This window comes from Aquibium carbonis, assembly GCF_003970795.1.
Lineage (GTDB): Bacteria > Pseudomonadota > Alphaproteobacteria > Rhizobiales > Rhizobiaceae > Aquibium > Aquibium carbonis.
On sequence record NZ_RWKW01000055.1, the window covers coordinates 92,427 to 105,277 of the forward strand.

Below are 12,851 nucleotides of genomic sequence, written 5' to 3' on the forward strand. Positions count from 1 at the left end.
CCGTCCGCACGTTGTCGCCTGAATACCGTGGACGACGCCTGCGATCAGGCGGCATCCGGCTTCCGACGAACCCTCGCGGGTTCCGCTTCCACTTGTTCGATACGAGTCAGTGGGTGTGATCCAGCGACTGTATCTAGCGTCAGAGTAGGGCGCAAACACTAAATATAGTGTTAACAAAAGATTTCGCCCACCCCGAAAATCGTCTCTACACCCCTCGCAAGCCACCACTCGAAAACGCTTCGCAACGGTCCTCGCAAACCGTTGGTGCAACGCCGAACGCAACAAAAGCTGGAAATGGTGACCGGTCCCGAAACGCGCCGGCCAAGCCCTCAACACGGGCTCGACCCCATAAAATGCGACTCGTCCCGGAGCGTCAAGGCCTCGTTTCGTGACAGACCGATGACGCTAGATATTGTGTGCGCACATGTGGATAGCGGGGACGGAGGCGATTTGTCGGGAAGACACCGCATGACGCTGCGGCAGCGGCCAGCCGCGACGGGCGGCGGCGTCAGAGGCCCCGGAAACGCGGCGTTCGCCGTTCGGAAAATGCCGTTCGCCCCTCGCGATAGTCGTCGCTGCCGAACGTCGCGTCGCCGAGTTCGCGGGCGTGGACGGCATCCGCAGGATCGCCGCTTTCCACCGCGGCGATCGACGCCTTGGAGGCCCGGATCGACAGGGGAGCGTTGGCCGCGATCCCGGCGGCGATCTCCGCCACGCGGGCGTCGAGGGCAGGGCGGTCGGCCACGGTTTCGAGCAGGATGCCGGCGTTGCTGGCCTGTTCGGCGCTCAGCCGCGCGGCCGAGAAGGCGAGAAACTTCGCCGTCTGCGCCCCGCAGGCGCGCACGATGTCCTGCATGGCGTCCTGCGGATAGGCGAGGCCGAGTCGGGCGGCGGGCACCGAGAACCGGGCGTCCTGCGTGGCGATGCGGAGGTCGCAGGCCGCGGCGATGCCAAACCCGCCGCCAAAGCAGATGCCGGCAATCGAGGCGATCGTCGGCACGGACGACAGACGAATGGCGCGGAAGGCGGCCGAGTTTGCCGCCTCGTAGTCGCGCGCCGTCCCGGCCCCGTCGCGCAGGTCGGCGAACTCGCCGATGTCGGCGCCGGCGCAGAAATCGGCACCCGCGCCGGACAGCACGATCACCCGCGTCGACGGCAGGGCCGATTCGCGCGAGAAGACCGCGGCGAGCGTCTGCCACATCGAGAACGTAAGGGCGTTCTTCTTCTCGGCTCGGTCGATGGTGACGCTCACGACCCCGTCATCATGGCGGGATACGCGGATGCGCGGATCGGTCACGACTTGATTCACGCTCGCATCAATCCAATTGAAGGGTGTGTTGAGGAATTCGTGGTTCTAAGGGAAGTGGTTTTGGCCTATGTTGCGCGACCCGGCAAGGGCGCGAAACATGGGAGCGCCAAGGGAGCGACGGCATGAGCACACGCAGCAACGCGCGGTCGAGCGAGATCCGGCCGGTCGATCCGATCTGGCAATCGGTCCGCCAGGAAGCCGAGGACGCGGTCGCCCGCGATCCGCTGATGGCCGCCTTCATCTATTCGACCATCATCAACCAGGAGACGCTGGAGGAAGCGGTGATTCACCGCGTCGCCGAACGTCTCGGCCACAGCGACATCACCGCGGATCTCATCGTCCAGACCTTCAAGGCCATGCTCAAGAGCGATCCGTCGTTCAGCGCCACGGTCCGGGTCGACATCCAGGCCTATTATGATCGTGATCCGGCCTGCGACCGCTTCATCATGCCGGTGCTCTACTTCAAGGGGTTTCATGCCATCCAGACGCACCGGCTGGCGCACTGGCTCTGGAACGAAGGCCGCCGGGACTTCGCGCTGTGGCTCCAGAGCCGCTCCTCGGCGGTGTTCCAGACCGACATCAACCCGGCCTCGCGCATCGGCAAGGGCATTTTCCTCGATCATGCCACGGGCCTCGTCGTGGGCGCCACGGCCGTCATCGGCGACAATGTCTCGATCCTGCAGGGCGTGACGCTCGGCGGGACCGGCAAGGAGACGGGCGACCGCCATCCCAAGATCCGCGATGGCGTGCTGATCGGCGCCGGCGCCAAGATTCTCGGCAACATCGAGATCGGCCATTGCAGCAAGATCGCCGCCGGATCAGTGGTGCTCGCGGCCGTCCCGCACAACAAGACGGTCGCCGGGGTTCCCGCCCGGATCGTCGGCGAGGCGGGCTGCGCCGAGCCGTCGCGCGCCATGGACCAGCTGATCGGCGGGGCCGGCTGACGGGCGCTGCCCACCGGGCCTCGGATCGAGAGCGGCAACGTCGGCCGCGGGGTTTACACGTCGGCGGCGAGCGTGCCAGAAGCCTGCGCAGGCAGGTGCGCCCCTGGCGGCCTGACGCTTGACGACCAGGCGCGCCGCTGGCGCGCCGAAGCCTTTGGAAAAACGGGCGCGCCGATAGCGCGCAAGGCAGGCAGATGCCGCAAACGCACACCGACCGGGAGAAGTCGATTTGAAAGCCGAAGAAATCAGGAAGCTGGACGCCTACTTCAAGCGCACCTTCCAGAACCCCTCCCTCGCCGTGAAGGCGCGTCCGCGAAAGGACGATTCCTGCGAGCTCTACGTCGGCGACGAGTTTCTGGGCATCATCTTCAAGGATGACGAAGACGGCGAGCTGTCCTACAATTTCTCGATGGCGATCCTCGACGTCGATCTCTGACGATCGGCGTCGCGCGGCGGCGCTCAGGCGCCATCGAAACGCGCATAGGTCGCCTGTTCCGCTTCGACGAAGGCCCGCATGCGAGACTGGCAGAGCCGTTTGAAGCCGACCTGCGGCGTCTTCAGAAACCAGCTGCGGCGCAGATCCCACCGGCGCGACATGTCGGCCATGATCGCCTTGTCCGAGTTCACCATGTGCCCTGCGGTGGGATAGGGGGTGATCTCGCCGCCATAGAGCCTGCCCTCCGACACGAGAAAGTCGACGCGCAGATAGTCCGTGCCGTCGGCGATCTCTTCGGCGGCACGGATGGCGCGCCCGTAGCAGGCCGGAACCTGGTGCCCGGGCGGCAGACGCCGCGACGGATCCTTCGACGCCGCCGAGGTCTGCACGTCCAGCCGGCGTCCCTCGGCGTCGTAGATCGCGGATTTGCTGACCGGCGTCTTCTCGTCACGGTAGATCACCGTGTAGTAGGTCTCGCCGCCGAACAGGTGCACCTTCAGTTCGTCCATCTGCGGGCGATGGCCCGCGATCTCTTCCTCGGCAAACAGCAACCGCTCGATCCCCAGATAGGCCCATTCGGCGTGCCTCGTTCCGAAGGGCCTGGCCAGCCAGTCGCGGCACTCCTTCTCGAAGGCCGGCCTGGCGTCGCGACGGGTGGAGAAAAACCAGGTCTGCCGGCTTCCGGCGGTCATCTTGGCGATGACGCCCGGCCGCATGAGGTCGCCGGGGAAGTGTTTCGGGTCCTGGCCGACCCACAGAACCTTCGGCGTTTCGATCGGATCGCGAAGGCGCGCGAAGACGTGCTTCGTGGCCAGCTTGTCGCAATAGACGTGAAAGGCGGGGTCGTGGTCGAAGACCCGCCGCCAGAACATCTTTTCATTGTAGGTGACGGGTCGGGCGGCGTTCGGCCAGTGCCTCAGCCGCGCGCGGAACAGGCGCGCCGCCGTGGTGGCCGTCGCGTAGGCATACGCATTGCAGGCAGGGGCCTCGCCGAGCGGACGACGTGGCATGAGATCGAAGAAGGGGGTGGGGTACATGGCTTAGGGGCTATCATCGATGATCAGCCGCCGCCATCGGCTGAAGGCCAACGAAACGTGGCGCTTTGACGATGCTCAGCCGCCGCGAGGCGTCTTCAAGGCATCGCGCGCATAGGCGAGCACGGCCGCGTCGATCGCCCGCCAGTCGCCAAGCAGCGACGACGGGAAGCGATAGACCAGGACGAGACCGTCGCCGACGATGAGGTCGCGCTCGCAATCGGCCAGGGATTCGACCGCCACGACCCCCGTCAGGCACCGTGCGACGAAGCGGCTCCCCTGTTCCTGGGGCCCGACCACCAGCCGTTCGTCGAGATAGCCCGATTGCGGCTTGAAGCCATGGACCGTGAGTCCGGCCGGGCCTGGCGTTCCGGGGGGCTCGATGAGGGATGCGTAGATCGGATCGAAGCGGCCGCTCATGTCGCGCGACATGATCTGCGGTTCGAAGGACACGAAGAGAATGTTGCGGGACCCGCCGGCATGGTTGAAATCATCCCGCGTCGACGCCGTGTAGCCCTGCATGTCGGGCCATCTCAGATAGAGGCGCAACGATCCCGCAACGCCGTCGCGGCGATCGGTTTCGAACCGGATCGCATTCGCGGGCACCACGATGACGTTGTTGCCGATGACGATCTCGCGCGTGGTGACGTCTTCGGTGTGGCCCGCAAGCGCGATGGAGCGGCCAATCCACTTGCCGCCGACGCTGATGAGCGCGGAAACGAGCGCAAGCAGGAGGAATGCGACGAAGACGCGGACCATCAACTGGTCGTCGATCCGCCGCACCGTGCCGCCTTCGCCCGTCGACGCCTGCATTCCCGTTCACTCCGTCGCCAGCCGGCGTCCCGCATCGGCACGGGAAAACCGGCACGTCTCTTGCGGCAACCGGTGACGAGCTTCGTCTGTCGTGGTAAACGATCGGTAAATGATGACCGGTGTCTGGATCGTATCCTTCGTGTTTTTGAGCGGGCTCGTCGTCGGCGGCATGGCCGGCGTCGTGCTCGAGATGTGGAGTGGGCGGCGGCTTGCCTTCGCCGAGCCCTTCGTCACGCTCAAGCGGCCGGTCCGCTCGCTGGCGCTGACGATGATCGCCGGGCCCTTCATGCTGTTCAACGAGGCGCTGGACGCCTTTCGGGTTCGCCGAATCGGCTGGACGACCGTCGGAAGCAGCGCGGCCCTTTCGCTGACATGGGCGTTCCTGACCGGCATCATCGTCGTCGACGTAGCCTTTTTCGTCGGCAGCCTGCTTTCCTGAACAGACGACGAGGCGAGGATAACCATCATGCCCATCTATGCGCTGGACGGCGTGGCGCCCGCGTTCGAGGACGAGACGACCAACTGGATCGCGCCTGACGCGACGCTGATCGGCCGGCTGACGATCGGCCGCGACGTCGGCATCTGGTTCGGTGCGGTCCTGCGCGGCGACAACGAGCCGATCGAGATCGGCGAGGGTTCCAACGTGCAGGAGCACACGGTCATGCACACCGACGTCGGCTTTCCGCTGACCATCGGGAAAGGTTGCACGATCGGCCATCGGGCCATGCTGCACGGCTGCACCATCGGCGACAACAGCCTGATCGGCATGGGTGCGATCGTGCTGAACGGCGCCCGGATCGGCGAGAACTCGCTGGTGGGAGCCGGCGCGCTGGTCACCGAAGGCAAAGAGTTTCCGCCGAATTCGCTGATCGTCGGCTCGCCGGCGAAAGCCATACGCGTGCTCGACGACAAGGCCATCGAACTGCTGCGCTGGTCGGCCGGCCACTATGTGGAGAACGGCCGCCGGTTCCGGAAGGGACTGACGCTCGTCTGACCCGCCCGCATGCGCCGTGGCAGGCGACCACCAAAAAAGGTGGAGCCGGCCCGGGGACAGGGGCCGGCTCCGTGTACCCGGTCGTTGGGGACGGGGAGGTGGGGACTCGACCGGGAACCTCTTTGAAACCTCGAACCTGTCGCGACCGTTCGAAACCGCGCCCCAAGTTCGAGGTCTTCATCGTCTTGCCCGTGTCCCGAAGCGGCGCCCGCCGTCGGGACACCGGTTCTATCTTACGCTGCCGACGGCCACGTTGGGGTCGTCGCCGATGGAAACCCAGACGCCCGAATCCTGGCTCGACTGGCGCTTGAGGTAGCGATAATCGGTGTCCGTCCAGGCGAGCACGCGGCTTTCCAGATTGTCGAGGATGAAGTCGCCGAGGCTCGTTTCCACCGTCAGCACGGCATGGCCGTCGCCGTTGCGCTGCCGAACCACCGTGATCAGCAGATTGGACGCGGGCACGCCGATCTTCATCAGAAGGCGGCGCTTTTCGAGAACGTAGTCCTCGCAGTCGCCGACATCTGTCGGATAGGACCAGTATTCTTCCACGCCCCACATTTCATAGTCGGTTCGTGGAGAGACCGTGGTGTTGACCTCGTGGTTGATGGCCACGATGCTGTCCCACAGCTTGCGGGTCAGTTCGAGGGGCTGGCTGTTCCTGGTGCGGACGGCGCATTCGGCCGGCATGCGCTTGCAGAAGTCGTAATGGCCAACCGGCTGCGTCGTGCGCCCGCCTGTCGGCATCGCGGTGCTTGCTGCGAATGCGGTTGCCGGCGCGATGGCGAGCATCATGCCCGCTGCCGACACTGCGATCAACTTGTCCCGAAATCCCATCGCCTTGTCTCCCCGTTCGGAAACACAATGGCAGATACGAATTTATTCCCGGCAAAGTCGCGTCGCCAAAATTAAGTAAAACGCGAGTGCGATATAATATAAAATAGAATAAAAATTAGATCGAATTTTCTCGAATGCGGATCGTCGCGCGACACGCGCACGGACCCACCCGGCCGCGACCGGGAAGAACGACAGGAGGCGGAAGACGTGGGCGGAACCGGGGCGACGGACGCGCGCGTCAACCGGTGGTCGGGACAAGGGAGATCATGGGATCCAGCGTTCGGCGGGCGCAGAGGACGCCTGTCAGCGATCGTCGTCCGTGAACTCGGCTTCCAGCGCATCGACGCGCTGGACGGAGGCGAACTCGATGGCCACGCCGTCTTCGAAATGGCGCACGACCCGGCCGCGCATGGTGCCGAGCGTCACGGGCGTGCCGATCGCGGGACGAACGTCGATCTCGACGGCAGCGCCCGACAGCGACAGGTCGACGATGCGGCACTGGTACTGGCGGCCGTCGCCCAGTTGCAGGACGCTGATCGGGTTGCGCGGCGACACGCGATCGTGGCGTCGATCTTCGGGAAGGTCGAGCTCGTGCTTGTTGGCCAGCCATGTGAGCTGGGCCGCCAGCTTGTCCTTTTTGCGCTCAGACGCGACGATGGTCATCGCGAAGCCGTTGTCGGTGATGCGCGTGACGACGCCTTCGATGCGGCCGATGTGATCGATGTAGGCGATGACCCGCTCGCCGAGTTCGCCCACCCGATCGGCGCGCAAGAGCGTGTCGCCGGGAGACATGTCGACGACCTGACACGGGTGCTCGGTGCGGTCTTCCAGCATGAAGCGGCCATAGACCTTGACCCGCACGCGCTGGAAATAACGCCTCTCGGCCCTGGACGGCATGGCATCTGTCGCCGCTGACGTCATGTCTGTCCCTGTCTACCCATGATCCGATCAAGATGGCCACGATGGGCTGGTGCCAATATGACGGGGATGCGTTAACAGTTTGTAATACGAAGGCAGGTCCGTCCGGATTCCGAAAGAAATATTTAAGCAATCTCTAAGATTGCATCGCGCCCCGATTGATAGGATAGCGCGAGTGGCAGACAGTCGGATCGCCGTCAGCCGCGGCGTCCGCCGTCTATGACGACGAGGTGCCGGAACCGGCGCGTCGGCGCGTCGTCGATCGAGGCCTGGCCGGGGGCGAGGGGAGGTGCGGTGACGTGCAGCAGTCCATCGCCGAGCCGTGATTCGCGATCGGGATCGATCATCCGCACGCCGTCCACCTCGCACTGGACGATGGGGTCGGCGCCGAGCCAGTAGGGCTTTTCCGCCGGGCAGAGCGACCCCATCGCGCGGGAACTTTCCGCGCCGCCCTCGAGCGGCAGGAGCAGCAGCTCGAGATCGATCGAGCGGCCGCTCGCGGTTGTGCCAAGCAGCGTCGTCACCGACACGGATTTGTCGAGCAGCGTCGCAAGCGCCAGGCGCGATGCTTTCGACTGGTCCGCGTGGCCCCAGAGCGACGTGAAGGCAAAGCCCTTCAGCTCGCGCCCGAATGTCGCGCACAGCCGTGTTCCCGCGAGCCGGAACACCGCGTCGCCGCGCAAGTCCCGTTCGAGGATGAACGTATCCGCCAGCATCGACTTGATGTCGGCCGGCTCGATCTCCGACCGCCGCGGCGCCGGGCGACCATCGCGGAGCCTGTTCCAATACTGGAACAGTCCCGCGGTTCCCCTTTGTCTCATCTGTCCCCACTCATGCATTTTCACGTGGACCTGTCTCAACCACGCACAACGGGGTGACTTCCGTCATGCTTCATGGAGGACAGAGCAGGTTGCATGCCAGCGCTATTAACCATTATGCACGGTGCCGCGCCGTTAAGGTTAACGAAACGTTTAGATTGCAGCGACATGGCCGATGTGTGAGGGTGCACGCACACCATGAAGCCATTGGCTTTACAGCGAATTCGGGTGCAGGCACCATCAGCTTCAGATCGAGTGGGGACTCGACCGGCCGTTCGGGACACCGTCTCGGACGGCCAATTTTTTAACCTTTTCGGGTCGGGACGGTTCCTGTCGGCGCCCCCGGGAGCCATATAGGGCGTCCGATCGACGGAGTTCCCAGCCTTGTCAGCAGATCCCTTGCACGATGCCCACCGCGAATCAGGCGGCGGCCCCATCATGCCGCCCAGGCGGCGCGAGCCGGCCTTCAACATTCCCGACGTCGTGCTCGTCTTCATCGCGCTTTGCGTGGGCATTCATGTGGTGCGCGCCTATCTGCTGTCGCCGGACTTGAACGTCTACGTCATCCTCACGGGAGCCTTCATCCCCGAGCGCTATTCGGGCGGCTATCTTCTCGACTGGCCGGCTTTCACCAGCCCGCTGACCTATTCGCTGCTGCATGGCGGAATGGCGCATCTGGCCGTGAACATGATCTGGCTCGCCGCCTTCGGCTCTCCGCTCGCGTCGCGAATCGGCGCCTTGCGATTCGTCCTGTTCTGGTGCGCCACGACGCTCGCGGCCGTCGCGCTTCACTACGTCCTGCACATGAACAGCGTCGTTCCGCTGGTGGGTGCCTCGGGTGCGATTTCGGGCATGATGGGCGCCGCCGCCCGGTTCGGGTTTCGAAGCAGTCGCGGAACCGGGCGGCCGGCCTTCGAGGGACGGCTGCTGACCATTCCCGAAGCGCTGTCGTCGCGCACCGTGGTGACCTTCCTGACGGTCTGGTTCGTGATCAACCTGGCGATGGGCCTGGCCAGCGGTGTGCCGGGCGTAGACGGCGCCATCGCCTGGGAAGCCCATATCGGCGGCTTCCTGGCCGGCTTCCTCGCCGTGCGTCTCTTCGACCGGCGTGGTGGTTGAAAGGCGCGAGCCTTGCAATGGCCGGAAACTCCGCGCACCATGCTCGTCCGATGGCGAAGGCCGTCGGAGGGGGCGGAATTCGCGGAATGAGGAGGACGCTATGCTGGTGAAGAACATCCTGGCGGAAAAGGGCGCCGACGTCGAAACCATGACGCCGGACCAGACGCTTGCGGACGCCGTGCAACTGCTTGCGCGGCGCAGGATCGGCGCGATCGTGGTGACGAAGGACAAGGGCCGCATCGCCGGCATCCTCTCGGAGCGCGACATCGTCCGCATTCTGGCGAGCGATGGGCCGGGCGTGCTGGAAAAGCCCATTTCGGCGGCGATGACGTCGAAGGTGAAGGTCTGCCACGAGGACAATTCCGTCAACGACGTGATGGAGATCATGACCGCCGGGCGCTTCCGGCATCTGCCCGTCGAGCGCGACGGGATGCTGGTCGGCATCATCTCGATCGGCGACGTGGTCAAGAAGCGCATCGAGCAGGTCGAGCACGAGGCAGAGGAAATCCGCAACTACATCGCCACCGCCTGAACGAAAAAAGGGCCGGCCGCCAGGGAGGGTAGGGAGGCGGGCCGGCCGAGCTACAGGGGCACTGTAGTGACGTGAAGCGCGATGGAGGGGTCTACGCCCCCCGCTGCGCTAATTCCCGGCTGCAAACTCGAAGAGATCCTTGTTGCGGCAGTAGCCCGGTGCGTGCTCCGGCGCCTGGTTCTCTTCCAGCCACGACTTGCATTCGCCAGCGTGGCCGCAGGTCATGCAGCGAAAGGCGGCATTGCGCAGGACCGACGGCGCCGCGGGCATCTCGGTGATGGCGTCGCGGACGTCGAGCTTGCGCATCATCCGTTCCATCAGATCCGCCTTGCTGGACATCCGCTCCAGGAAACCCAAGTAGCCCACGTCGATTCTCCCCGCTTGTTGTCGAAGCCAGGATCGCCGTGCCGCGGGAAGGGCGCCTTGATCTGGATCAAGCAGCGCGAAAGCCTTGCCTCCGCAGGGTGATTGTTCTAGCCAAACAGCATATGCGACCATGAGGTTTCCGGCCTGAAATGACCATCATCGACACCCGCACCCCCGACCCCAAGCGGCTGATTTCCGGCGCCACCGGCGACTGGGAGGTGATCATCGGCCTCGAGGTCCACGCCCAGGTCAGCTCCCATTCGAAACTCTTCTCGGGCGCATCGACCGTTTTCGGCTCGGCGCCCAACGACAATGTCAGCCTGGTCGACGCGGCCATGCCGGGCATGTTGCCCGTCATCAACGAGGAATGCGTCAAGCAGGCGATCCGGACGGGCCTCGGCCTGAAGGCCCAGATCAACCTGAAGTCGGTCTTCGACCGCAAGAACTACTTCTACCCGGACCTGCCGCAGGGCTACCAGATCTCGCAGTTCAAGCAGCCGATCGTCGGCGAGGGGACGGTGACGGTTTCGGTCGGCCCCGACCGGCAGGGCCATTTCGAGGACATCGAAGTGGGCATCGAGCGTCTGCACCTGGAGCAGGACGCGGGCAAGTCCATGCACGACCAGCATCCGACCATGTCCTACGTGGACCTGAACCGCTCCGGGGTGGCGCTGATGGAAATCGTCTCGAAGCCCGACATCCGCTCGGCCGACGAGGCGAAGGCCTATGTCACCAAGCTGCGCACCATCATGCGCTATCTCGGCACCTGCGACGGCAACATGGACGAGGGCTCGCTGCGCGCCGACGTCAACGTCTCCGTGCGCAAGCCGGGCGGCGAATTCGGCACGCGCTGCGAGATCAAGAACGTCAACTCGATCCGCTTCATCGGCCAGGCGATCGAGGCGGAGGCGCAGCGCCAGATCGCCATCCTCGAAGACGGCGGCAAGATCGACCAGGAGACGCGGCTCTTCGATCCGGCCAAGGGCGAGACCCGCTCGATGCGCTCGAAGGAAGAGGCGCACGACTATCGCTACTTCCCCGATCCGGATCTTCTGCCGCTCGAGTTCGACCAGGCCTATGTCGACGCGCTGGCCGCGCACCTGCCCGAACTGCCCGACCAGAAGAAGGAGCGCTTCGTCTCGGCCATGGGCCTGTCCGCCTATGACGCATCGGTGCTGGTGGCCGAAAAGGCCGTCGCCGACTTCTTCGAGAAGGTTGCCGAGGGCCGCGACGGCAAGATGGCCGCCAACTGGGTCATCAACGATTTGCTGGGCGCCTTGAACAAATCCGGCAAGACCCTTGAAGAGACTCCGGTTTCCGCCGCCCAGCTCGGCGCCATCATCGACCTGATCAAGGACGGCACCATCTCCGGCAAGATCGCCAAGGACCTGTTCGAGATCGTCTGGACCGAAGGTGGCGACCCGCGCGACCTGGTCGAGAGCCGCGGCCTGAAGCAGGTCACGGACACCGGCGCCATCGAAAAGGCGGTGGACGAGGTGATCGCCGCCAATCCCGACAAGGTGGAGCAGGCGCGCGCCAAGCCGACCATGGCAGGCTGGTTCGTCGGCCAGGTGATGAAAGCCACCGGCGGCAAGGCCAATCCGCAGGCGGTGAACGATCTGGTGAAGGCCAAGCTCGGGATCGAATGATGTTCATCCGCACCGCCGGGCCGCACGACCTGCCCGCGATCCGGGACCTGTTGGTCGAGACCTGGCATGCCACCTATGACGACCTGTACGGCGCCGACCGGGTCACCGAGATCACCAACGACTGGCACTCGCTGCGCGCGCTGAAGGCGCGGCTGGACAAGCCGGATGCCGAGTTCGTGGTCGCAGACGACGGGTCGGAAATCGCCGGCATGGCCTTCGCCAGCGCGGCCGGCGACGGCAAGACCCTCACGCTGTCCCAACTCTACGTGCGGCCCGGCCGCCAGGGGCAGGGGATCGGCGGAATGCTGCTCGACGAGATCATCGAGAGTTTCCCGGATGCCGAGCGCGTTCGCCTGGAGGTCGACCCGGCGAACGCGAAGGCGATCACGTTCTATCGGACGCAGGGCTTCGTCGAGATCGGCCGCACGGAAAACTGCGGCAAGGACCAGTCGGGCATCCCGGCACTGATCCTCGAGCGCCTGTTCGCCTGACCGTCCGCAGGAGCCTCGCCACGTGGAACGGAATGACGAAGCGCTCGTGATCCGCGACGCCCGCCGCGACGACGTGCCCGCCATCGTCGCCCTGTTCGCGGACGACGCCATCGGCGGCCATGGCGACACCACCGATCCCGCCGCGCTGACGGACTATCTGGCGGCCTTCGATCGCATTGAGGCGAGCCCTGCCGACCGTCTCGTCGTCGCAGAAATCGGCGGCGATGTGGTCGGCACCTTCCAGACCACCCTGACGCCGACGATCTCGGGGCGAGGCCGGGTCATCCTGACGATCGAGGGGGTGCAGACGCGTGCCGACCAGCGCGGACGGGGCATCGGTGCGGCGATGATGCGCGAGGCGGTCCAGCGTGCCCGCGCGGCCGGTGCCGACATGGTCCAGCTCTCCTCGAACGCGGCGCGCGCCGAGGCCCACCGCTTCTACGAGCGACTGGGCTTCACCAAGAGCCACGTGGCGTTCAAGATGAAGCTCTGAGGGTCGTTCCGGCTGCTCCGGTGCGGGGCGGGCGCGACGTAGGGGAATCGCATTTGAGAAATAGGACTGGCGTGGAGGTTTGATCTGGATTCTTTGGATGG

Annotated in this window: 16 protein-coding genes; 9 read left to right on the top strand and 7 right to left on the bottom strand. The window is 65.1% G+C overall.

Annotation, left to right across the window (positions count from 1 at the left end):
- Window positions 1-508: 508 nt before the first annotated feature.
- Window positions 509-1,309: an enoyl-CoA hydratase-related protein gene (locus EJC49_RS15605; protein WP_126700863.1), complete on the bottom strand. Its 801-nt coding sequence runs from the start codon at window positions 1,307-1,309 to the stop codon at window positions 509-511.
- Window positions 1,310-1,431: 122 nt separating this feature from the next.
- On the opposite strand from EJC49_RS15605, the gene cysE reads away from it, so the two are divergent.
- Together cysE and EJC49_RS15615 are read left to right on the top strand one after the other, a co-directional pair.
- Window positions 1,432-2,253, top strand: coding sequence for a serine O-acetyltransferase (gene cysE, locus EJC49_RS15610; RefSeq protein WP_126700864.1), 822 nt, complete (start codon window positions 1,432-1,434; stop codon window positions 2,251-2,253).
- Window positions 2,254-2,482: 229 nt separating this feature from the next.
- Window positions 2,483-2,689 (top strand): DUF3126 family protein, encoded by a 207-nt coding sequence (locus EJC49_RS15615; protein ID WP_126700865.1) that lies wholly within the window; start codon window positions 2,483-2,485, stop codon window positions 2,687-2,689.
- A 23-nt stretch (window positions 2,690-2,712) separates the two neighbouring features.
- On the opposite strand, the gene EJC49_RS15620 is transcribed toward EJC49_RS15615, so the two are convergent.
- Both EJC49_RS15620 and EJC49_RS15625 read right to left on the bottom strand, forming a co-directional pair.
- Window positions 2,713-3,726, bottom strand: a complete 1,014-nt coding sequence (locus EJC49_RS15620; RefSeq protein WP_126700866.1) for an ATP-grasp fold amidoligase family protein — start codon at window positions 3,724-3,726, stop codon at window positions 2,713-2,715.
- Between the two features lie 75 nt (window positions 3,727-3,801).
- Entirely contained in the window at window positions 3,802-4,536 is a 735-nt protein-coding gene (locus EJC49_RS15625) for a hypothetical protein (protein ID WP_126700867.1), read from the bottom strand.
- A 109-nt stretch (window positions 4,537-4,645) separates the two neighbouring features.
- Here EJC49_RS15625 and EJC49_RS15630 point away from each other — a divergent pair, with 109 nt between their 5' ends.
- Window positions 4,646-4,975: a DUF6949 family protein gene (locus EJC49_RS15630; RefSeq protein ID WP_126700868.1), complete on the top strand. Its 330-nt coding sequence runs from the start codon at window positions 4,646-4,648 to the stop codon at window positions 4,973-4,975.
- A gap of 27 nt (window positions 4,976-5,002) precedes the next feature.
- Window positions 5,003-5,530: a gamma carbonic anhydrase family protein gene (locus EJC49_RS15635; RefSeq protein ID WP_126700869.1), complete on the top strand. Its 528-nt coding sequence runs from the start codon at window positions 5,003-5,005 to the stop codon at window positions 5,528-5,530.
- Between the two features lie 228 nt (window positions 5,531-5,758).
- Here the strand turns inward: EJC49_RS15635 and EJC49_RS15640 are convergent, their stop codons facing one another.
- From EJC49_RS15640 to EJC49_RS15650, 3 genes are all read right to left on the bottom strand, one after another.
- Entirely contained in the window at window positions 5,759-6,364 is a 606-nt protein-coding gene (locus EJC49_RS15640) for a transglutaminase-like cysteine peptidase (protein ID WP_126700870.1), read from the bottom strand.
- 303 nt (window positions 6,365-6,667) lie between these two features.
- The gene (locus EJC49_RS15645) at window positions 6,668-7,285 is read right to left on the bottom strand and encodes a PilZ domain-containing protein (protein WP_126700871.1); all 618 of its coding nucleotides are present in this window, start codon (window positions 7,283-7,285) and stop codon (window positions 6,668-6,670) included.
- 194 nt (window positions 7,286-7,479) lie between these two features.
- Window positions 7,480-8,103, bottom strand: coding sequence for a PAS domain-containing protein (locus EJC49_RS15650; protein WP_126700872.1), 624 nt, complete (start codon window positions 8,101-8,103; stop codon window positions 7,480-7,482).
- A 435-nt stretch (window positions 8,104-8,538) separates the two neighbouring features.
- Here EJC49_RS15650 and EJC49_RS15655 point away from each other — a divergent pair, with 435 nt between their 5' ends.
- On the top strand, window positions 8,539-9,219 hold the full coding sequence (locus EJC49_RS15655) for a rhomboid family intramembrane serine protease (RefSeq protein WP_126700873.1): 681 nt from the start codon (window positions 8,539-8,541) through the stop codon (window positions 9,217-9,219).
- Between the two features lie 100 nt (window positions 9,220-9,319).
- A complete protein-coding gene (locus tag EJC49_RS15660) occupies window positions 9,320-9,751 on the top strand; it encodes a CBS domain-containing protein (RefSeq protein ID WP_126700874.1) in 432 nt (143 codons plus the stop codon).
- Between the two features lie 108 nt (window positions 9,752-9,859).
- Here the strand turns inward: EJC49_RS15660 and EJC49_RS15665 are convergent, their stop codons facing one another.
- Window positions 9,860-10,117, bottom strand: coding sequence for a DUF6455 family protein (locus tag EJC49_RS15665; RefSeq protein WP_126700875.1), 258 nt, complete (start codon window positions 10,115-10,117; stop codon window positions 9,860-9,862).
- A gap of 149 nt (window positions 10,118-10,266) precedes the next feature.
- Between EJC49_RS15665 and gatB the strand changes: the two genes are divergently transcribed.
- Genes gatB through EJC49_RS15680 form a run of 3 tightly spaced genes read left to right on the top strand, consistent with a single transcriptional unit; the run spans window position 10,267 to window position 12,750 of the window.
- Window positions 10,267-11,766 (top strand): Asp-tRNA(Asn)/Glu-tRNA(Gln) amidotransferase subunit GatB, encoded by a 1,500-nt coding sequence (gene gatB / locus EJC49_RS15670; RefSeq protein WP_126700876.1) that lies wholly within the window; start codon window positions 10,267-10,269, stop codon window positions 11,764-11,766.
- Window positions 11,766-12,257: a GNAT family N-acetyltransferase gene (locus EJC49_RS15675; protein ID WP_126700877.1), complete on the top strand. Its 492-nt coding sequence runs from the start codon at window positions 11,766-11,768 to the stop codon at window positions 12,255-12,257. The genes gatB and EJC49_RS15675 overlap by 1 nt, the downstream gene beginning before the upstream one ends.
- A 22-nt stretch (window positions 12,258-12,279) precedes the next feature.
- On the top strand, window positions 12,280-12,750 hold the full coding sequence (locus EJC49_RS15680; protein ID WP_126700878.1) for a GNAT family N-acetyltransferase: 471 nt from the start codon (window positions 12,280-12,282) through the stop codon (window positions 12,748-12,750).
- The last annotated feature ends 101 nt before the right edge of the window (window positions 12,751-12,851 follow it).